Source organism: Streptomyces sp. RLA131 (genome assembly GCF_056270125.1).
The window spans coordinates 2,715,942-2,734,495 of the sequence record NZ_JBWDOQ010000002.1; the positions used below are offsets into that span (position 1 = coordinate 2,715,942).

Annotated in this window: 14 protein-coding genes; 11 read left to right on the forward strand and 3 right to left on the reverse strand. The window is 72.2% G+C overall.

What is annotated here, in order from left to right:
- Window positions 1-39 precede the first annotated feature (39 nt).
- From RWE79_RS13385 to RWE79_RS13410, 6 genes are all read left to right on the forward strand, one after another.
- Window positions 40-1,377 (forward strand): extracellular solute-binding protein, encoded by a 1,338-nt coding sequence (locus tag RWE79_RS13385; RefSeq protein WP_475940292.1) that lies wholly within the window; start codon window positions 40-42, stop codon window positions 1,375-1,377.
- Window positions 1,378-1,383: 6 nt separating this feature from the next.
- Window positions 1,384-2,385, forward strand: a complete 1,002-nt coding sequence (locus tag RWE79_RS13390; RefSeq protein WP_475940293.1) for a carbohydrate ABC transporter permease — start codon at window positions 1,384-1,386, stop codon at window positions 2,383-2,385.
- Window positions 2,382-3,194 (forward strand): carbohydrate ABC transporter permease, encoded by an 813-nt coding sequence (locus RWE79_RS13395; protein WP_475940294.1) that lies wholly within the window; start codon window positions 2,382-2,384, stop codon window positions 3,192-3,194. The genes RWE79_RS13390 and RWE79_RS13395 overlap by 4 nt, the downstream gene beginning before the upstream one ends.
- 147 nt (window positions 3,195-3,341) lie before the next feature.
- A complete protein-coding gene (locus RWE79_RS13400; RefSeq protein WP_475940295.1) occupies window positions 3,342-5,660 on the forward strand; it encodes a beta-xylosidase/alpha-l-arabinosidase in 2,319 nt (772 codons plus the stop codon).
- An 89-nt stretch (window positions 5,661-5,749) separates the two neighbouring features.
- Window positions 5,750-5,944, forward strand: a complete 195-nt coding sequence (locus RWE79_RS13405) for an antitoxin (RefSeq protein ID WP_475940296.1) — start codon at window positions 5,750-5,752, stop codon at window positions 5,942-5,944.
- Window positions 5,945-6,062: 118 nt separating this feature from the next.
- Window positions 6,063-7,001 carry an oxidoreductase gene (locus RWE79_RS13410; RefSeq protein ID WP_475940297.1) on the forward strand — a complete coding sequence of 313 codons (939 nt, stop codon included), beginning with the start codon at window positions 6,063-6,065 and terminating at the stop codon, window positions 6,999-7,001.
- 710 nt (window positions 7,002-7,711) lie between these two features.
- Here the strand turns inward: RWE79_RS13410 and ppdK are convergent.
- Window positions 7,712-10,510 (reverse strand): pyruvate, phosphate dikinase, encoded by a 2,799-nt coding sequence (ppdK, locus tag RWE79_RS13415; RefSeq protein ID WP_475940298.1) that lies wholly within the window; start codon window positions 10,508-10,510, stop codon window positions 7,712-7,714.
- 346 nt (window positions 10,511-10,856) lie between these two features.
- Here ppdK and RWE79_RS13420 point away from each other — a divergent pair, with 346 nt between their 5' ends.
- Complete coding sequence (locus RWE79_RS13420; RefSeq protein ID WP_475940299.1) at window positions 10,857-12,203, forward strand: MGH1-like glycoside hydrolase domain-containing protein; 1,347 nt, start codon at window positions 10,857-10,859, stop codon at window positions 12,201-12,203.
- A 57-nt stretch (window positions 12,204-12,260) separates the two neighbouring features.
- On the opposite strand, the gene dusB is transcribed toward RWE79_RS13420, so the two are convergent.
- Complete coding sequence (gene dusB, locus RWE79_RS13425; RefSeq protein WP_475940300.1) at window positions 12,261-13,412, reverse strand: tRNA dihydrouridine synthase DusB; 1,152 nt, start codon at window positions 13,410-13,412, stop codon at window positions 12,261-12,263.
- A 92-nt stretch (window positions 13,413-13,504) separates the two neighbouring features.
- Between dusB and RWE79_RS13430 the strand changes: the two genes are divergently transcribed.
- From RWE79_RS13430 to RWE79_RS13440, 3 genes are all read left to right on the forward strand, one after another.
- Window positions 13,505-14,920, forward strand: a complete 1,416-nt coding sequence (locus tag RWE79_RS13430) for an MFS transporter (protein WP_475940301.1) — start codon at window positions 13,505-13,507, stop codon at window positions 14,918-14,920.
- The gene (locus RWE79_RS13435) at window positions 14,917-15,336 is read left to right on the forward strand and encodes a MarR family winged helix-turn-helix transcriptional regulator (protein WP_475940302.1); all 420 of its coding nucleotides are present in this window, start codon (window positions 14,917-14,919) and stop codon (window positions 15,334-15,336) included. The genes RWE79_RS13430 and RWE79_RS13435 overlap by 4 nt, the downstream gene beginning before the upstream one ends.
- A 139-nt stretch (window positions 15,337-15,475) precedes the next feature.
- On the forward strand, window positions 15,476-16,096 hold the full coding sequence (locus RWE79_RS13440; RefSeq protein ID WP_475940303.1) for an NADAR family protein: 621 nt from the start codon (window positions 15,476-15,478) through the stop codon (window positions 16,094-16,096).
- On the opposite strand, the gene RWE79_RS13445 is transcribed toward RWE79_RS13440, so the two are convergent.
- A complete protein-coding gene (locus RWE79_RS13445) occupies window positions 16,044-16,925 on the reverse strand; it encodes a helix-turn-helix transcriptional regulator (protein ID WP_475940304.1) in 882 nt (293 codons plus the stop codon). The two genes, RWE79_RS13440 and RWE79_RS13445, sit on opposite strands and share 53 nt — an antisense overlap.
- Window positions 16,926-17,024: 99 nt before the next feature.
- Here RWE79_RS13445 and RWE79_RS13450 point away from each other — a divergent pair, with 99 nt between their 5' ends.
- The gene (locus RWE79_RS13450) at window positions 17,025-18,539 is read left to right on the forward strand and encodes an MFS transporter (RefSeq protein WP_475940305.1); all 1,515 of its coding nucleotides are present in this window, start codon (window positions 17,025-17,027) and stop codon (window positions 18,537-18,539) included.
- The last annotated feature ends 15 nt before the right edge of the window (window positions 18,540-18,554 follow it).

The window sequence follows — 18,554 nt, forward strand, 5'->3', positions numbered from 1 at the left end:
ACGTCCGATAATTATCGGCGAACTTCCGGAAGGTGCGCGATGCGAGCAGCTCTGGGCAACACTTCTGCTTCCCCCCGCCGCGGGCTCCCCCGCCAGGGGCTCTCCCGCCGCGGGTTCCTGTCCGTCTCCACGGCGGCCGGGCTGGGGGCGGCGGCCACTCTGAGCGGCTGCGGCGGCTCGTCGGACGGCGGGGGCTCGGGGAAGACCACCCTTGAGTGGTGGAACATCACCACCACCGACCCCGCCAAGAAGATATGGGCCCAGCGCGCCAAGGAGTTCGAGGCGAAGAACCCGGATGTGACGATCAAGATCGTCACGCTGGAGAACGAGGCCTACAAGTCGAAGATGACCGCGCTGACCGCCTCGGGCAAGCTGCCGGACATCTTCCACACCTGGGGCGGCGGCGTCCTCCACCAGCAGATCGACGCGGGCCTGGTCGAGGACGTCACCTCCGCCACCGCCTCCTGGACGAAGGGCTTCGTACCCGCCTCGCTGACCGCGTACAAGTTCGACGACAAGCTGTACGCGATCCCCTTCGACATCGGCGCGGTCGGCTTCTGGTACAACAAGGCGCTCTTCGCCGACGCCGGTCTCGACACCCCGCCCACCACCTGGTCCGGCTACCTCGACGCGGTCGACAAGCTCAAGTCGAAGGGCATCACCCCCATCGGCCTGGCCGGCAAGGAGAAGTGGCCCGGCATGTACTACTGGGCGTACCTGGCCATGCGCACCGCAGGACTCGACGCCCTGCAGAAGGCCGCCACCGACAACGACTTCACCGGCGATGGCTTCGTCAAGGCCGGGCAGCACCTGAAGGAACTGGTCGCCCTGCAGCCGTTCCAGAAGGGCTTCCTGGGCGCCGGCTACTCCACCCCCAGCGGCCAGGCGGCCAGCGTCGGCAACGGCAAGGCGGCCATGGAGCTGATGGGGCAGTGGGCGCCGAGCGTGGAGAAGTCCTCAGGCAAGGGACTCGGCGACGACCTGGGCTTCTTCTCCTTCCCCTCCGTCGAGGGCGGCGCGGGCGCGCTCACCGAGGTCTTCGGGGGCGGCGGCGGGCACGCGGTACGCAAGGGCGCGCCCAAGGCCGCGCTGGACTTCCTGGAGTTCTTCGCCGCCCCCGCCTTCGACCGGAAACTGGTGACCGGCACCGGGGTGCTGCCGGTGGTCAAGGCCGCGTCCGGCGCGCTGACCGACCCCAACCTCAAGGCGGTGGCCACCGCGCTCGACCAGGCCACCGGCTTCCAGCTCTACCTCGACCAGGCGTACGCGCCCGCCGTCGGCCAGGAGGTCAACGACAGCGTCGCCGCACTCATCGCGGGCAGCAAGTCCCCCGAACAGGTGGCCCGGTCGATCACCCAGGTCGCGAAGAGCCAGTAGGCGGCGATGACTTCGACCCCGACTTACGTACGGCCCGCCGACCCGGACCCCCGGCTGCCGGCCGGCGGGCCGCCCGCGGCCACCGTGCGGCCACCGGCCCTGCGCCGGTTCCGCGACTGGCTGACGGCGGTGCTGTTCACGGTGCCGGCGCTGGTGCTGTTCGCGGCGTTCGTGCTGCTGCCGATCCTGTTCGCGCTCTACACCAGCCTGTTCACCTGGGGCGGCTTCGGGTGGCCGTCCGAGTTCAGCGGGCTGGACAACTTCAGCAAGCTGCTGGACGATCCGGTCTTCCTGGGCGACCTGTGGCGGGGCCTGGCACTGATCGCCTTCGGAATCGTCTTCCAACTGCCCTTCGCGCTGGCGATGGCGGTGCTGCTGAACCAGCGGCTGCGGGGGCGGGCTGTATACAGAATGCTGTTTTTCGCGCCGTATGTGCTGTCGGAGGTCATCACCGGCGTGCTGTTCAGCATGATCTTCGCCCCCGGGGACGGCCTTGCAGACAAAATACTGTCTACAATCGGCCTGGAGAGCCTCGGCGGCCGCTGGTTCGCCGACCAGTCGACCGTCCTGCCGACCCTCTTCATCGTCATGACCTGGAAGTACTTCGGCTTCCACATGATGCTCTACCTCGCCGGCCTCCAGGGCATCCCGCCCGAGCTCCACGAGGCCGCCAAGATCGACGGCGCCGGCGCCTGGCAGCGCTTCCGGCACATCACCCTCCCGCTGCTCGGCCCGACTCTGCGGATCAGCGTCTTCCTCTCCGTCATCGGCGCCATCCAGCTCTTCGACCTGGTGTGGGTGATCTCCGCCGGCGGCCCGGACCACTCCTCCGAAACCCTGGCGATCACCATGTTCCAGTACGGCTTCAAGCGCTACCAGGTGGGCTACGCCAGCGCCATCAGTGTCGCGATGTTCCTGATCAGCCTGGTCTTCGCCCTCGTCTATCAGCGCTTCGTCATGCGCCGGGACACCGAAGGAGCCCTCACCACCATGCGAGCGCGAGCATGAAACGCCTCCCCGTCTACATCATCGTCTGGCTGGTCGGCGCGGTCATGGTGACGCCACTGCTCTACGGCGTCATCTCCGGCTTCAAGTCCACCGACCAGCTCTCCCGCAACCCCTTCGGACTGCCCGACCCCTGGGTGACCGGCAACTACACCGACATCCTGGGCTCCGGCGTCTTCTGGCGCAGCCTCGGCAGCAGCACGCTCATCGCCGTGACGACCACCCTGCTGATGGTGGGCGTCTCGGCGCTGGCGGCCTTCGCGTTCGCCCGGTTCGCCTTCCGGGGGCGGGAGTTGCTGTTCACCCTGTTCACCGCCGGGCTGATGTTCCCGTTCGCCGCCGCGATCCTGCCGCTGTTCGTGCTGCTGCGCTCGGCGGACCTGCTGGACAACCCGCTCGGTGTGATCCTGCCGCAGGCCGCCTTCGGGCTGCCGCTGACCATCGTCATCCTGCGCGGCTTCTTCCGGGAGATCCCCGGTGAGCTGGAGGAGGCGGCGACCCTGGACGGCTGCGGTGCCTTCGGCTTCTTCTGGCGCATCCTGCTGCCGATGGCCCGGCCGGCGCTGGGCACGGTGTCCGTGCTGGCCATCGTCGGCAGCTGGAACAACTTCTTCCTGCCGCTGCTGGTCTTCAACGACCCCAAGTGGTGGACCATCCCGGTCGGCGTCCAGCAGTTCCAGGGCCAGTACGTCTCCGACACCGCACGCATCTTCGCCTATGTCGTGGTCGCCATGGTGCCCGCGCTCGCCTTCTACGCGGTCGCCGAGCGGCAGCTCATCGGCGGCATCACCCTCGGCGCGACCAAGGGCTGACGGCCGGCCCGCTTCCCCCCGGCCCGCTGGCCCCGGCTGCCCCCGGCCCGCTGGCCACGCCCAGCCTCCCGCCCCCGCCTCCCGCCCCCGCCCCCCGCCCCCGCCCCCCGCCCCCCGCCTTCCACGCGCCTTCCCCGGAGGAGTCCCATGACCCAGACCTGGCAGGACCCCGCGCTCCCCGCCGAGGTCCGCGCGGCGGATCTGCTCGCCCTGATGACCCTGGAGGAGAAACTCGCCCAGCTCTACGCGGTCTGGCCGGGCTCGGAGACCGCCGAGTCCGGCGAGGACGTCGCCCCGCTCCAGCACGAGGTCAGCGAGGCCGTCGACCTCGACGGCCTGCTGCCGCACGGGCTGGGCCAGTTGACCCGCCCCTTCGGTACGGCCCCGGTCGAACCGGCCGCCGGCGCCGCCGGGCTGGCCCGCACCCAGGCCCGTATCGCCGCCGCGAACCGCTTCGGCATCCCGGCGCTGGCCCACGAGGAGTGCCTCACCGGCTTCACCGCCTGGGGCGCCACCGTCTTCCCGACCCCGCTCGCCTGGGGCGCCTCCTTCGACCCGGCCCTGGTGGAGCGGGCGGCCGGGCTGATCGGCGGCAGCCTGCGGGCCGCGGGCATCCACCAGGGCCTCTCCCCGGTGCTGGACGTCGTACGCGACCCGCGCTGGGGACGTACGGAGGAGTCGGTCGGCGAGGACCCCTATCTGGTCGCCACCGTCGGCACCGCCTACGTACGGGGGCTGGAGTCGGCCGGCATCGTGGCGACCCTCAAGCACTTCGCGGGCTACTCCGCCTCGCGCGGCGCGCGCAACCACGCCCCGGTGTCCATCGGGCCCCGTGAGCTGGCCGATGTGATCCTGCCGCCCTTCGAGATGGCCCTGCGCGACGGCGGGGCCCGGTCGGTCATGGCCTCGTACACCGACACCGACGGTGTCCCCGCCCACGCCGACCCCTGGCTGCTGACCGGCCTGCTCCGCGACACCTGGGGCTTCACCGGCACCCTGGTCGCCGACTACTTCGGGGTGTCCTTCGTCGAGCTGGCCCACCGGATCGCCGCCTCCCCCGCCGAGGCCGCCGCCCTCGCCCTCGCGGCGGGCGTGGACGTCGAACTGCCGGGCGTCCGCTGCTACGGGACGCCGCTGCGGGACGCGGTGCGCGCCGGCACCGTCCCCGAGGCCCTGGTCGACCGGGCCGCGCTGCGGGTGCTGACGCAGAAGGCCGAACTGGGCCTGCTGGACGGCACCCTCGCGGAACCCCCGGCCACCCTGGACCTCGACCCGCCGCAGATGCGCGAGGTGGCCCGGCGGCTCGCCGAGGAGTCCGTGGTGCTGCTCTCCAACGACGGAACGCTCCCGCTGCGCCCCGCGGCCCGGATCGCGGTGGTCGGCCCGCTCGCCGACGACCCGGCTGCCATGCTCGGCTGCTACACCTTCCCCCGCCACGTCGGCATCGAGCACCCGGACCTGCCGATGGGCATCGACGTACCGACCCTGCTGGAGGCACTGCGCGCCGAGCTGCCCGACACCCCCATCAGCCACGCCCAGGGCTGCGAACCGCCCGCCGGGGCGGCGGCGCCGACCGCGGGCACGGAGATCTCGCAGGAGGCGGTCGCGCTCGCCGTCGGGGCCGACCTGTGCGTCGCCGTCGTCGGGGACCGCTCGGGGCTGTTCGGCCGGGGCACCTCCGGCGAGGGCTGCGACGCGGCCGACCTGACGCTGCCCGGCGCGCAGGGCGCACTCCTGGACGCGCTGCTCGCCACCGGCACCCCGGTCGTCGCGGTACTGCTCACCGGGCGCCCCTACGCGCTCGGCCGCTGGGCGGACCGGCTGGCGGCCGTCGTCCAGGCCTTCTTCCCCGGCCAGCAGGGCGGCCCCGCCGTCGCCGGGGTGCTGAGCGGCCGCGTCAATCCGTCCGGCCGGCTCCCGGTGAGCGTCCCGTACGGGCCCGCGGCGCAGCCCTGGACCTATCTGGCCCCGCCGCTCGGGCAGCACGGCGAGGCCAGCACCGTCGACCCGACACCGCTGCATCCCTTCGGGCACGGGCTGTCGTACACCGCCTTCGCCTGGGACCGGCCCGAGGCGGACGCCACGGAGCTGCCCACCGACGGGGAGACCACCGTGCGCCTCACCGTCCGCAACACCGGCACCCGGCCCGGTACCGAGGTCGTTCAGCTCTATCTCCACGACCCCGTCGCCCGGATCGTCCGCCCGGTCGAGCGGCTGGTCGGCTACGCCCGGGTCCCGCTGGACGCCGGGGCCTCGGCGGAGGTCCGCTTCACCTTCCACGCCGACCTGGCCTCCTACACCGTGGCCCCGGGCCGGCGGATCGTCGAGCCCGGCGCCCTGGAACTGCGGCTGGCGGCGTCCAGCGGCGAGTCCGCCGTACGGCACCGGGTACCGCTGACCCTGACCGGCGGGGAACGCGCCGTGGACCACCGGCGGCGGCTGGTGTGTGAGGTGCAGGTGAAGTAATAGCCGCTGCTCAGGGCCCTGCGGATGCGGACTGTCCGCGGTACGGCAATGCTGGGAACAGTGCCGTACCGCAACAAGGAGGGCATTTCATGTCCATGCTGGACAAGATCAAGGGCATGCTCAAGGGTCACCCCGACCAGGCCCGTCAGGGCGTCGAGAAGTCGGGTGACTTCGTCGACGACAGGACCGGCAGCAAGTACAAGAGCCAGGTCGACACGGGCCAGCGGAAGATCAACGATCAGCTGGGCACCGACGAGGACCGGCCGGACCGGCCCCACACCTGACGCGCGGCCTGACGCGGACCCGCACGCAGCGCCTGCCACCCCTGCGTCCCCTCGATCAGCCCCGGCCGCACCCGGCCGGGGCTGACGCGGACCCGTCCACGGCCTACCCTCGTACGACATGAGCTGGACCGCGAACGACATCCCCGACCAGACCGGCCGCACCGCCGTCGTCACCGGCGCCAACAGCGGTATCGGCTACGTCACCGCGCGCGAACTCGCGCGCCACGGCGCCCGCGTGGTGCTGGCGTGCCGCAGCGAACAGCGCGGCCGGGAGGCCCTCGACCGCCTCCGCGGCGAGGTGCCGGGCGCCGACGCCGCCTACCGCCACCTGGACCTGGCCGACCTGGCCTCCGTACGCGCCTTCGCCAAGGACCAGGCCGACGACCGTACGGGCCAGGGCCGCCTCGACCTGCTCGTCAACAACGCCGGTGTCATGGCCCTCCCCCACCGCCTCACCGCGGACGGCTTCGAGTCCCAGTTCGGCGTCAACCACCTCGGCCACTTCGCCCTGACCGGACTGCTGCTGCCGCACCTGCTCGCCGCCCCCGGCTCCCGCGTGGTCAGCGTCTCCAGCAGCCTGCACGCCCTGGCCAATGTGGACCTCGGCGACCTCAACAGCGAGCGCCGGTACCGCCGTTGGACGGCCTACGGACGCTCCAAGACCGCCAATCTGCTCTTCGTCCACGAACTCGCCCGCCGCCTCGCCGCCGCCGGCGCCGACACGGTGGCCGCCGCCGCGCAGCCCGGTTACGCCTCCACCAACCTCCAGGCCGCCGCCCCCCGTATGGAAGGCCGCCGTCTCACCGCCCGCGTCATGGAGCTCGGCAACCGCGTCGTCGCCCAGTCCGCCGAGGCCGGCGCCCTGCCCTCCCTCCACGCCGCCACCGCCCCCGGCGTCGCCCCCGACTCCTTCACCGGCCCCCGCATACCGAACTGGCGCGGCTCCCCCGCCCCTTCCTGGCGCGCCCCCTGGACCCGCGACGACCGCACCGGGGAACTGCTGTGGGCGGCCTCGGAACAGCTGACGGGCGTGACGTACGCGCTGCCGCGCGGCTGAGCGGTGCCGGATGGAACCCCGGGGACGCGACGAGGACCAGGACGGGCGGACCGCCATCACTTCGGGCACCCGGTACTCGACTCGACGCGGCCCGGCGCCGGCTCGCCCCGTACCGGCCGCCGACCGAGGGGACCGCGCCGCCCAGCTACTCGGCGGCGGTCGCGGCCTACGCCAAGCCGCCGATCAGCCAGGCCCCCGGCCCGAGCGGCAGCAGGCACGACGCCACCAGGCCGCCACCCCGGTCGCCCCGGCGGCCCACACAGCCGCGAGGGCCGCCCCCTCAACGGGGCGGCCCTCATGCGTCCGGGCTCCGAGCAGCCAGCAAGGAATGGGGACGTGTGCCACCGTACGCCCGGCCACTGACAGTGCCGTTACGGACGGGACTCCTCGAACTCTCGTAGCCGCCGACCGACCGGCTGCCGGTCACGAGAAGAAGCGCACCTCCGGGTGGCGTTCCGACGGCCGACGGTCCGTCGAGCAGCCCGTTGTCGCGATCACGCTGCCTGCCTCGCAGCGCGACCGCCGGGCGGACCCGCCGGTTCACGTTGACGCTCACCCACGCCGGATCGTCACCAGCGACACGAAAGCCCCGTGACCACCCCGCTCGGTCGGCGAGTCACCGGGCGCACACCGCCGCACAGAAAGCGGGGGCGGCGCCTCCGCACGAGGCGCCGCCCCCGGTGAGGGTGGGAGATGGTTCAGGTGCCGGGTTACCGGCTGTCGCTGCCGCTCTTGCCCAGGGCCGCGGCCCGGCCGGCCTCCAGGCGGGCGACGGGGATGCGGAAGGGCGAGCAGGAGACGTAGTCCAGGCCGACCTCGTGGAAGAAGTGGACGGACTCGGGGTCGCCGCCGTGCTCGCCGCAGACGCCGAGTTTGAGGTCGGGGCGGGTGGCGCGGCCCGCTTCGGCGGCGGAGCGCACCAGGGCGCCGACGCCGTCGCGGTCGATGGTCTCGAAGGGGGAGACGCCGAAGATGCCCTTCTCCAGGTAGGCGGTGAAGAAGCTCGCCTCGACGTCGTCGCGGCTGAAGCCCCACACCGTCTGGGTGAGGTCGTTGGTGCCGAAGGAGAAGAACTCGGCGGCCTCGGCGATCTGGCCGGCCGTGAGGGCCGCCCGGGGTAGTTCGATCATGGTGCCGAGGGTGAGCTTGAGGTCGGTGCCGGTGGCCGCCTGGACCTCGGCGATGACCTGCTCGGCCTCCTCGCGGACGATCTCCAGCTCCTGGACGGTGCCGACGAGGGGGATCATGATCTCGGGGCGCGGGTCGCCCTTGACGCTCTTGCGGTGGGCGGCGGCCTCGGCGATGGCGCGGACCTGCATGGCGAACAGGCCGGGGATGACGAGGCCGAGGCGGACGCCGCGCAGGCCGAGCATGGGGTTCTGCTCGTGGAGCTTGTGGACGGCCTGGAGGAGCCGCAGATCGTTCTCGTTGGCGTCGCGCCGGGATTCGGCCAGGGCGACGCGCACCGAGAGTTCGGTGATGTCGGGGAGGAACTCGTGGAGCGGCGGGTCGAGGAGCCGTACGGTCACCGGCAGGCCGTCCATCGACTCGAAGAGCTCGATGAAGTCGGCCTTCTGGAGCGGGAGAAGGGCACTGAGTGCCTCGTCCCGCTCGGTGTCGGTGTCGGCGAGGATGAGCCGCTCGACCAGTGCGCGGCGTTCGCCGAGGAACATGTGCTCGGTGCGGCACAGGCCGATGCCCTGGGCGCCGAAGCGGCGGGCCCGGTTGGCGTCCTCGGCGTTGTCGGCGTTGGCACGTACGCGCAGGCGGCGTACCCGGTCGGCGTAGGCCATGATCCGGTGGACGGCCTGGACCAGTTCGTCGGCGTCGTCGGCGCCGGCGTGCATGCGGCCCTCGAAGTACTCCACGACCGGGGACGGGACGACCGGGACCTCGCCCAGGTAGACCTTGCCGGTGGAGCCGTCGATGGAGACCAGGTCGCCCTCCTCGACGACCAGGCCGGCGGCCGTGGTCATCCGGCGCCGCTTGGTGTCGACCTCCAGCTCCTCGGCGCCGCAGACGCAGGTCTTGCCCATGCCGCGGGCGACGACGGCGGCGTGCGAGGTCTTGCCGCCGCGCGAGGTGAGGATGCCCTCGGAGGCGATCATGCCGTCGAGGTCGTCGGGGTTGGTCTCGCGGCGGATCAGGATGACCTTCTCGCCCGAGCGCGACCACTTGACGGCGGTGTACGAGTCGAAGACGGCCTTGCCGACCGCGGCGCCCGGGGAGGCGGCGATGCCCCAGCCGATCCGCCGGCTCTTCGCGTCCTCGGAGAAGCGCGGGAACATCAGCTGCGCGAGCTGCGCGCCGTTGACCCGCTGGAGCGCCTCGGCCTCGTCGATCAGGCCCTGGTCGACGAGCTGGGTGGCGATCCGGAACGCGGCGGCGGCGGTGCGCTTGCCGACCCGGGTCTGGAGCATCCACAGCTTGCCGCGCTCGATGGTGAACTCGATGTCGCACAGGTCCTTGTAGTGCGTCTCCAGGGTCTGCATGATCTGCATGAGCTGGTCGTACGAGGCCTTGTCCAGGCCCTCCAGGTCCGCGAGCGGCACGGTGTTGCGGATGCCGGCGACGACGTCCTCGCCCTGCGCGTTCTGCAGGTAGTCGCCGTAGACGCCCTGGTGGCCGCTGGCCGGGTCGCGGGTGAAGGCGACGCCGGTGCCGGAGTCGGGGCCGAGGTTGCCGAAGACCATGGAACAGACGTTCACCGCTGTGCCCAGGTCGCCGGGGATGCGCTCCTGGCGGCGGTAGAGCTTGGCGCGGTCGGTGTTCCACGAGTCGAAGACGGCCCGTACGGCGAGGTCCATCTGCTCGCGCGGGTCCTGCGGGAACTCGCGGCCCGCCTCCTTGGCGACGATGCCCTTGAACTCGTCGACCAGGTTGTGCAGGTCCTCCGCGCCCAGGTCCAGGTCGCTGCTCGCGCCCTTGGCGCGCTTGGCCTCGTCGAGCGCCTCCTCGAAGAGCTCGCCGTCGACGCCCAGCACGGTCTTGCCGAACATCTGGATGAGGCGGCGGTACGAGTCCCACGCGAAGCGCTCGTCGCCGGCCTGGGCGGCGAGGCCGGCGACCGAGGCGTCGGACAGGCCGATGTTGAGGACGGTGTCCATCATGCCCGGCATGGAGAACTTCGCCCCGGAGCGCACGGACACCAGCAGCGGGTCGTCCGGCTGGCCGAGCTTCTTGCCCATGTGCCGCTCCAGGGCGTCGAGGTGCGCACTCACCTCGTCGCACAGCTCGGCCGGCTCGGCGCCGGAGTCCAGGTAGACCTTGCAGGCCTCGGTGCTGATGGTGAAGCCCGGAGGGACGGGCAGACCGAGGTTGGTCATCTCGGCGAGGTTCGCTCCCTTGCCGCCGAGCAGATCCTTGAGGTCCTTGTTGCCCTCGGTGAAGTCGTAGACGAACTTCTGGTTTTCGTTTCGTTCCGACACGGGACTGCTCTCCTCGCGACCGGGGTGCCCTGACTGGCCGGGAGCGTACCCATCTCGAAGGCCCAGCAGAACGTCCACCATCACGTCACATGGCTGTAACCACCCGTCCGCCGTGTGATCGAAAGTGATCACAGGTACATGGGCATGCCACTCATCCCTTCACTTCCCGAACACATGATCGCGAGATGTGATCGGCGACGACCCCGGCAACTACGCTCCGTATGAACTTCCTTGACCAGGTGACACCGAAAACGATGGCACCGAGTGCCACGCCTTGGAGAGATAACTCCAGGCGTTAACTGCTCATATGAGCGATGCCCCTATCAGGCGTGGCGAGAATCACCCCTTCAGTCTCACTCCCCGGACGATCAGCCGGTACATCGCGCAAGGTTTGTCTGCCGCCGCGCCCACTGCTGTTATAGGTGCTGTGTCCTCACCTTCGAACGCGCCCGGTGAACCGTGGAACTCAGCGGACACCGATTCCGTGGGACTGCGCGCCGCCGCGTCCTCCGTACTCCTGGGTAACTGGGCGGGCGGCTCCACCGTCCCCTCCCGCACCCTCTACCCGCACCAGTGGAGCTGGGACTCCGCCTTCATCGCGATCGGCCTGCGGCATCTGTCCCCACGCCGGGCCCGCCGCGAGCTGGAGACCCTGTTCTCGGCACAGTGGCGGTCGGACGGCCGCGTCCCGCACATCGTCTTCAACGACTCCGTACCCGCCGACGCCTACTTTCCCGGCCCCGACTTCTGGCAGGTCGGAGTGCCCGGCGAGGCCGGTCTGACCGGCACCTCCGGCATCGTCCAGCCGCCCGTGCACGCGCTGGCGGCCTGGGAGGTGCACCGCACCGACCCCGGCGCGTCGCTGGAGGTGGGCTTCCTGCGCCGCCTGTACCCGCAGCTCGTCCAGTGGCACGAGTACCTGCGCGCCCACCGCGACCTCGGCGGCGCCGGGCTGGCCGCCATCGTCCACCCCTGGGAGTCCGGCTGGGACAACAGCCCCTGCTGGGACGGCCCGCTGGCCCGGATCACCCCGGCCGACCCGGCCGGCTACGTACGCCGCGACCTCACCCACTCCGACGCCGCCGACCGCCCCACCGACGACGACTACGGGCGCTACGTACGGCTGTGCACGGACTACCGGGAGGCGGACTACGACGACACCCGGCTGCGGCACACCTTCGCCGTCGAGGACCCCTGCTTCAACGCGCTGCTCATCATCTCCGAGTACGCCCTCGCCGACATCGCCGAGGCCATCGGCGCCTCCCCCGAGCCGCACCGCGACCGTGCCGAGCAGCTCACCGCCGTCCTGATCGACCGGCTCTACGACCCCGGCGCCGGGGTGTTCCGCTGCCGGGACCTGCGCGCCGAACCGGGCGCCGGGCTCATCGACGAGCTCAGCGCCGCCGGCCTCGTCCCGCTCGTCGTGCCCGGCCTGCCCGACCAGATCGTGCGCGCCCTGCTGCGCACCGCCACCGGCGACCGCTTCGGCCTGGGCCGGGTCCATCTGCTGCCCAGCTACGACCTGCTCTCCCCCGCCTTCGACCCGGGCCGTTACTGGCGCGGCCCGTCCTGGTTCAACATCGCCTGGCTCTTCCACCGCGGCCTGCGGCAGTACGGCGCCGAGGCCGACGCCAAGCAGCTCCGGGAGGGCGTGCTGGACGCCGCGGGGCGCTCGGGCTTCGCCGAGTACGTCAACCCGCACACCGGCGAGGGGCACGGCATCCGCGGTTTCAGCTGGACGGCGGCCACGACGCTGGACCTGATCGCGGGGTAGCGCCGACGACCTGGTGCGCGACAGGGGCCGGGCCCCGGCCTGTCGCGCATGGGGTCGTCAGCCGCCGGAGGTGTCGAGCTCCGCGTCGGCGGAGGCGACCGCGCGGTCGTACGGGTCGTTCAGCCAGCCGTCCGGCAGGACGACCCGCTTGGCGCCCGCGGTACGGCCGCGCGGCCCCTCGGCGCCCTGCGGCCAGGGCTGGGCGAGGTCGAGGCCTGCGAGGTGGTCGTCCAGCTCGGCCAGCGAGGACGCCATGGCGAGCTTGCGGCGCGCCTCGGAACCGACCGAGAAGCCCTTGGTGTACCAGGCGACGTGCTTGCGGAAGTCGATGACGCCGCGCTCCTCGCCGTCCAGCCACTCCCCCAGCAGCGCGGCGTGCCTGCGCATGACGGCCGCGACCTCGCCCAGCGGCGGGGCGGCCTGGGCGGTGGTGCCCTCGAAGGCCGCGACCAGGTCGCCGAAGAGCCACGGCCGGCCCAGGCAGCCGCGGCCGACGACCACGCCGTCGCAGCCGGTCTCGCGCATCATCCGGACCGCGTCGTCGGCGCACCAGATGTCGCCGTTGCCGAGCACCGGGATCTCCGGGACGGCCTCCTTGAGCCGGGCGATCGCCTCCCAGTCGGCGGTGCCGCCGTAGTGCTGGGAGGCGGTCCGGCCGTGCAGGGCGACGGCGGTCACACCCTCCTCGACGGCGATCCGGCCGGCGTCGAGGTAGGTCAGGTGGTCGTCGTCGATGCCCTTGCGCATCTTGATGGTGACCGGCAGGGCCCCGGCGTTGCCGACCGCCTCGCGCAGGATGGAGCGCAGCAGGTTCCGCTTGTACGGCAGCGCCGAGCCGCCGCCCTTGCGGGTCACCTTGGGCACCGGGCAGCCGAAGTTGAGGTCGATGTGGTCCGCGAGGTCCTCGTCGACGATCATCCGCACGGCCGCGCCGACGGTGGCCGGGTCGACCCCGTAGAGCTGGATGGAGCGGGGCTTCTCGGTGCCGTCGAAGTGGATCAGGTGCATGGTCTTGTCGTTCCGCTCGACCAGCGCCCGGGTGGTGATCATCTCGCTGACGAACAGGCCCCTGCCCCCGCTGAACTCGCGGCACAGGGTGCGGAAGGGGGCGTTGGTGATGCCGGCCATGGGTGCCAGGACCACCGGCGGCCACACGGCGTGCGGGCCGATCCGGAGCGGGGTGGCGGTGGCGGTGGCGGCAGTCGTCATGGGCCCATTCTCCCGTATCCGGCGGACCACATTGAATGTACGATAAAATGATTACACAGATACAACTAATCCGAGCCCCGAGGTCTCCACCCATGCCAGAAACGAACGACCGGCGGCGGATCCTCATCCTCGCGATCTGCTGCATGAGCCTGCTCATCGTCAGTCTCGACAACACGATCCTGAACGTCGCCCTGCCGTCCGTGCGCCGCGATCTGCACGCCTCCGTCTCCGGACTGCAGTGGACGATCGACGCCTACACCCTCGTGCTGGCCTCGCTGCTGATGCTGGCCGGCTCCACCGCCGACCGGATCGGCCGGCGCCGGGTCTTCCGGACGGGTCTGGTGCTCTTCACCACCGCGTCCGTGCTGTGCAGCCTCGCGCCGAGCCTGGAGTGGCTGATCGTCTTCCGGATGCTCCAGGCGGTCGGCGGCTCGATGCTCAACCCGGTCGCGATGTCGATCATCACCAACACCTTCACCGAGCCGCGCGAACGGGCCCGCGCGATCGGCGTCTGGGGCGGCGTCGTCGGCATCAGCATGGCCGCCGGGCCGATCATCGGCGGCGCGCTGGTCGAGTCGGCGGGCTGGCGGGCGATCTTCTGGATCAACGTCCCGGTCGGCCTCGCCGCGCTGTTGCTCACCGCGCGCTACATCCCCGAGTCCCGCGCCCCCAAGGCCCGCCGGGTCGACCCGGTCGGGCAGGTGCTGGTGATCACGCTGCTCGGCTCGCTGACCTACGCGATCATCGAGGCACCCGAGGCGGGCTGGACCTCACCGCTGATCCTGGGGTGCGTCGCGCTCGCGGTGGCGGCGCTGGCCGGGCTGGTCGGCTACGAGCGGCGGCGTGTGGAACCGCTCATCGAGCTGCGCTTCTTCCGCAGCGCGCCCTTCAGCGGGGCGACGGTGATAGCGGTGAGCGCCTTCGCCGCGCTGGCCGGCTTCCTGTTCCTCAACACCCTCTACCTCCAGGACACCCGGGGCATGTCCGCCCTGGACGCCGGGCTCCATCTGCTGCCGATGGCCGCCATGGCACTGGTCTGCGCGCCGCTGTCCGGCCGGATGGTGGGCAGCCGGGGCCCGCGGCTGCCGCTGATCCTGGCGGGCCTGACCACCACGGCGAGCGGCCTGCTGCTGACCAGGCTGGACGCGGACTCCCCGGACCTGCTGCTCTACACGGCGTACGTGCTGTTCGGCATCGGCTTCGGCTTCGTCAACGCCCCCATCACCAACACCGCCGTGTCCGGCATGCCGCGCTCGCAGGCGGGCGTCGCGGCGGCCGTCGCCTCCACCAGCCGCCAGGTCGGCCAGTCGCTGGGGGTCGCCGTGATCGGCGCCCTCGTCGCGGCGAGCCTGGACACCGCCGCCTGGGCCGTCATCGCGGGCTGCGGCGTGGTCGTACTGGTCCTGGGCCTGCTCACCACCGGCCGCTGGGCGGCCGGCACCGCCCAGCGGACGGCGGCCCGGCTCGGGTCACCGGAACGCGAGGCCGGCATGGTGGGCGCGCGATGACCCCGGCCACCGGCGACGCCGCCGGCCGGGCGTGGGCGGCCATGCGCGCCCTGGTCCTGGACAACGACCGCCGTCAGGAGGTCTGCGACGCCCTGGGCCTGAGCTTCTTCCGGGTCAAGGCACTGCGCCGGATAGCCGCCGCCCCGGTCGGGCTCGGCGATCTGGCCGCCGCGCTGCTGACCGACCGCCCGTACACCACCGTGGTCGTGGACGACCTGGCCAGGCGCGGGCTCGTGGAACGTACGCCGCATCCCACCGACCGCCGCTGCAAGATCGTCACCGTGACCGCGGCCGGGGCGACCGCCGCCGCCGAGGCCGAGCGCGTCCTCGGCACGCCGCCGGCCGCCCTGCGGGAGCTGGACGAGGAGGAACTGGCCCTTTTGGAGCGCCTCATGGCCAGGGCCGCCGGGCGCTAGCGCCGCGGCCGCGCCTGTCCCCGATCGCCGGACCGGGGGCGGTCGGGGGCGCCGCGTTCGCGCTCGCCGGTGAGGAACGCGGCCTGCCGGACGCCGAATTGGAAGGCGCGTTGTCGGACCCTCGTGCGACGATCTGAACATGACGGGGACACAGATCGCGGCGACAGACGTCCGCAGCAGTGAGGAGCTGGCCGCGCTGACGGCACGCGGGGTCCGGCCCAAGTACCTCTTTTTCTGGAAGCAGCAGCCGCAGCGTGACGGCAGTGTGGGCCAGGGCGCCCTGAGCCAGTGGTGGCCGTCGCCCTTCACCGTGGACGGCGTCACCTACGCCGGTGCCGAGCACTGGATGATGGCCGGCAAGGCGCGGCTGTTCGGGGACGACGCCGCCCTGGCGCGGATTCTGGAGACCCCGCATCCGCACGCCGTGCAGAAGCTCGGCCGCCAGGTGCGCGGCTTCGACGAGGCGGTGTGGACGCGTCACCGCTGGGAGCTGGTCGTCGAGGGGAGCCTGGCCAAGTTCGGCCAGGACGCGGCGCTGCGGGAGTATCTGCTGGGTACGGGCTCACGGGTGCTGGTCGAGGCCAGCCCGGTCGACCGGATATGGGGCATAGGGCTGGCCGCCGACGACGAGCGGTCCGCGGACCCGGAGCAGTGGCGGGGGATGAATCTGCTCGGCTTCGCCCTGATGGAGGCCAGGACGCGACTGCTCAGGCCGGCACGGGAACGGCAGCGGCAGCAGCAGCAGCGGCTTCCCGCGTGAGCACCAGGTCGTGGAGCCGGTCCAGGCGTTCGCGGGTGGCCGCGTCGGCCGGGGTGTAGGTGACCAGCCGGGGGCCCGGCCGGGGGCCGAGCCACAGATGGGTGAAGTCGAAGGTGAGCAGACCGACTTCGGGGTTGAGGAAGCGCTTGGTGCGGTTCTCGGGCTGGACGACCTCATGGCGGTCCCAGAGGGCGGCGAAATCGGGGGACGCCTGCTGGAGCCGCTTGACGAGCGCCTTCCAGGCGGGCTCGGCGAGGTGTTCGACCATGGCCGCGCGGTACTTGGCGACGCAGAGCCGGCTGGTCTCCGGCCAGTCGGGGAGTGCCTCGCGCCAGACCGGGTCGGTGAAGATCAGCCACAGGATGTTGCGGTCCTCGTAGGGCAGGGCGTCGAGGTCCGAGACCAGCCGTCCGTAGGTGCGGTTGTAGGCGATCACATCGGTGCGGCTGTTGACGACGGCGGCGGGCAGCGGCTCCAGCCTCCCGAGCATTTCGAGCATCTGCGGTGACATCCCGGGGCAGTCGGCGCGCGGGTTGGGATCCGGGACGCCGACCAGGACGAAGAGGTGGCCGCGCTCGTTGGGGTCGAGCATGAGGGCGCGGGCGACGGCGTCGGCGACCTGGGCGGAGATCTGGATGTCCCGGGCCTGCTCCAGCCACGTGTACCAGGTGACGCCCACGGCGGCGAGCGCGGCGACCTCCTCGCGGCGCAGGCCTGGCGTGCGCCGGCGGCGGCCGGGCGGCAGGCCGACCTGCTCGGGGGTGATGCGTTCGCGGCGGCTGCGCAGGAAGTGGGCGAGTTCGTGGCGGGCCGCGGCCGTGGTGGTCATGGTTCCAGGGTGCCGCAGGGCCGCGCCGGGCTCAAGCAGTTGCCAGGTGGTTCTGATACCTGGATAAACGCTCTCTGGTACCACCCTGAGAGTAGGGGCATGGTGGGTGCCGTGACTGAACCCATGGAACTCACCGCCGGTCTGAGGTCCCGCGCCGAGGTGCGGCCCCGGGTGACCCGGATCGCGCCCGGCCCGGCACCGGCCGCCGGCCCGGCCTCCTCTCCCCCGGCTCCACCGGCGCTCTCCGCCACCGGGCTGTTCACCGTGCTGCTCGGGGCCGCCCTGCCGCTGATCGACTTCTTCATCGTCAATGTCGCGCTGCCGGCCATCTCCTCCGATCTGCACGCCTCACCGTCCGTCCTGGAGCTGGTGGTCGCCGGCTACGGGGTCGCGTACGCGGTGCTGCTGGTGCTCGGCGGGCGGCTCGGCGACATCTTCGGGCGGCGCCGGCTCTTCCTGGCCGGGATGGCCGCCTTCGGCGTGACCTCGCTGGCCTGCGGGCTCGCCCCGACCGCCTGGACGCTGGTCGCGGCCCGGGTGGCGCAGGGCGCGGCGGCGGCGCTGATGCTGCCGCAGGTGCTGGCGACCATCCACTCCTCCACCAGCGGCCGGCGGCACGCCAGGGCGATGAGCCTGTACGGGGCGACGGCCGGCCTGTCGATGGTGGCGGGCCAGATCCTGGGCGGGGTGCTGGTGGCGGCCGACATCGCCGGGACCGACTGGCGGGCGGTCTTCCTGGTCAATGTGCCGGTGGTGGTGCTCGGGCTGGTGCTCGCGGTCCGCGCGGTGCCGGAGACCCGGTCGGCGCACCCGGCGCCGGTGGACGGCCCCGGCACGGTGCTGCTCGCGGTGGCGCTGGTGACGCTGCTGGCCCCGCTGACCGAGGGCCGGTCGGCCGGCTGGCCGCTGTGGACCTGGGTGTCGCTGGTCGTCTTCCCGGTGGCGGCCGCCGGGTTCTTCGCGGTCGAGCGGCGGGCGGACCGGGCCGGGCGGATCCCGCTGGTGCCGCCGAGCCTGTTCCGGCTGCCGGGGATGCGGCGGGCGCTGCCGATGATGCTGCCGTTCTCGATCGGCTTCGGCGGCTTCATGTTCGTGATCGCGGTGGCACTGCAGGAGGGGCTGCGGTACGGGCCGGTGAAGGCCGGGCTGGCCCTGGCCCCGATGGCGGCGGCCTTCTTCGTGGGGTCGCTGTTCGGCCCGCGTCTGCTCGGGCGGTTCGGCAGCCGGGTCGTCACGGCGGGCGGCGTGCTGCAGGGCGTGGGTATCGCGGTGCTCGCGGTCACCGTGGCCCGTGACTGGCCGGATCTGACGGTGGCGGCCCTGGCGCCCGGGGTGACGCTGGCGGGGCTGGGGCAGTCCCTGCAGCTGCCGGTGCTCATGCGGCTGGTGCTGACCGGCGTGCCGAGCGAGCGCGCGGGGGTGGGTGGCGGTGTCATGGTCACCACCCAGCAGTCGGCGCTGGCCCTGGGCGTGGCCACGCTGGGCACGCTGTTCCTGTCGCTGGCGCCCTCGCACGGGATGCGGGACGCGCTGGTGACGGTGCTGGCGGTGCAGCTGGTGGTGGTCGCGCTGACCACCACGATGAGCCTGCGGCTGAGGGCCATGGACCGGTGACGGGAGCCGGAAGCA

Excerpts from the sequence above, each read along its gene's own strand:
- dusB (WP_475940300.1), bottom strand. The coding sequence starts at position 13,412 with ATGACGACTGCCGCCACCGCCACCGCCACCCCGCTCCGGATCGGCCCG.
- RWE79_RS13450 (WP_475940305.1), top strand. The coding sequence starts at position 17,025 with ATGGTGGGTGCCGTGACTGAACCCATGGAACTCACCGCCGGTCTGAGG.
- RWE79_RS13410 (WP_475940297.1), top strand. The coding sequence starts at position 6,063 with ATGAGCTGGACCGCGAACGACATCCCCGACCAGACCGGCCGCACCGCC.
- ppdK (WP_475940298.1), bottom strand. The coding sequence starts at position 10,510 with ATGGTGGACGTTCTGCTGGGCCTTCGAGATGGGTACGCTCCCGGCCAG.
- RWE79_RS13430 (WP_475940301.1), top strand. The coding sequence starts at position 13,505 with ATGCCAGAAACGAACGACCGGCGGCGGATCCTCATCCTCGCGATCTGC.
- RWE79_RS13390 (WP_475940293.1), top strand. The coding sequence starts at position 1,384 with ATGACTTCGACCCCGACTTACGTACGGCCCGCCGACCCGGACCCCCGG.
- RWE79_RS13440 (WP_475940303.1), top strand. The coding sequence starts at position 15,476 with ATGACGGGGACACAGATCGCGGCGACAGACGTCCGCAGCAGTGAGGAG.
- RWE79_RS13400 (WP_475940295.1), top strand. The coding sequence starts at position 3,342 with ATGACCCAGACCTGGCAGGACCCCGCGCTCCCCGCCGAGGTCCGCGCG.
- RWE79_RS13445 (WP_475940304.1), bottom strand. The coding sequence starts at position 16,925 with ATGACCACCACGGCCGCGGCCCGCCACGAACTCGCCCACTTCCTGCGC.
- RWE79_RS13405 (WP_475940296.1), top strand. The coding sequence starts at position 5,750 with ATGTCCATGCTGGACAAGATCAAGGGCATGCTCAAGGGTCACCCCGAC.
- RWE79_RS13435 (WP_475940302.1), top strand. The coding sequence starts at position 14,917 with ATGACCCCGGCCACCGGCGACGCCGCCGGCCGGGCGTGGGCGGCCATG.
- RWE79_RS13395 (WP_475940294.1), top strand. The coding sequence starts at position 2,382 with ATGAAACGCCTCCCCGTCTACATCATCGTCTGGCTGGTCGGCGCGGTC.
- RWE79_RS13385 (WP_475940292.1), top strand. The coding sequence starts at position 40 with ATGCGAGCAGCTCTGGGCAACACTTCTGCTTCCCCCCGCCGCGGGCTC.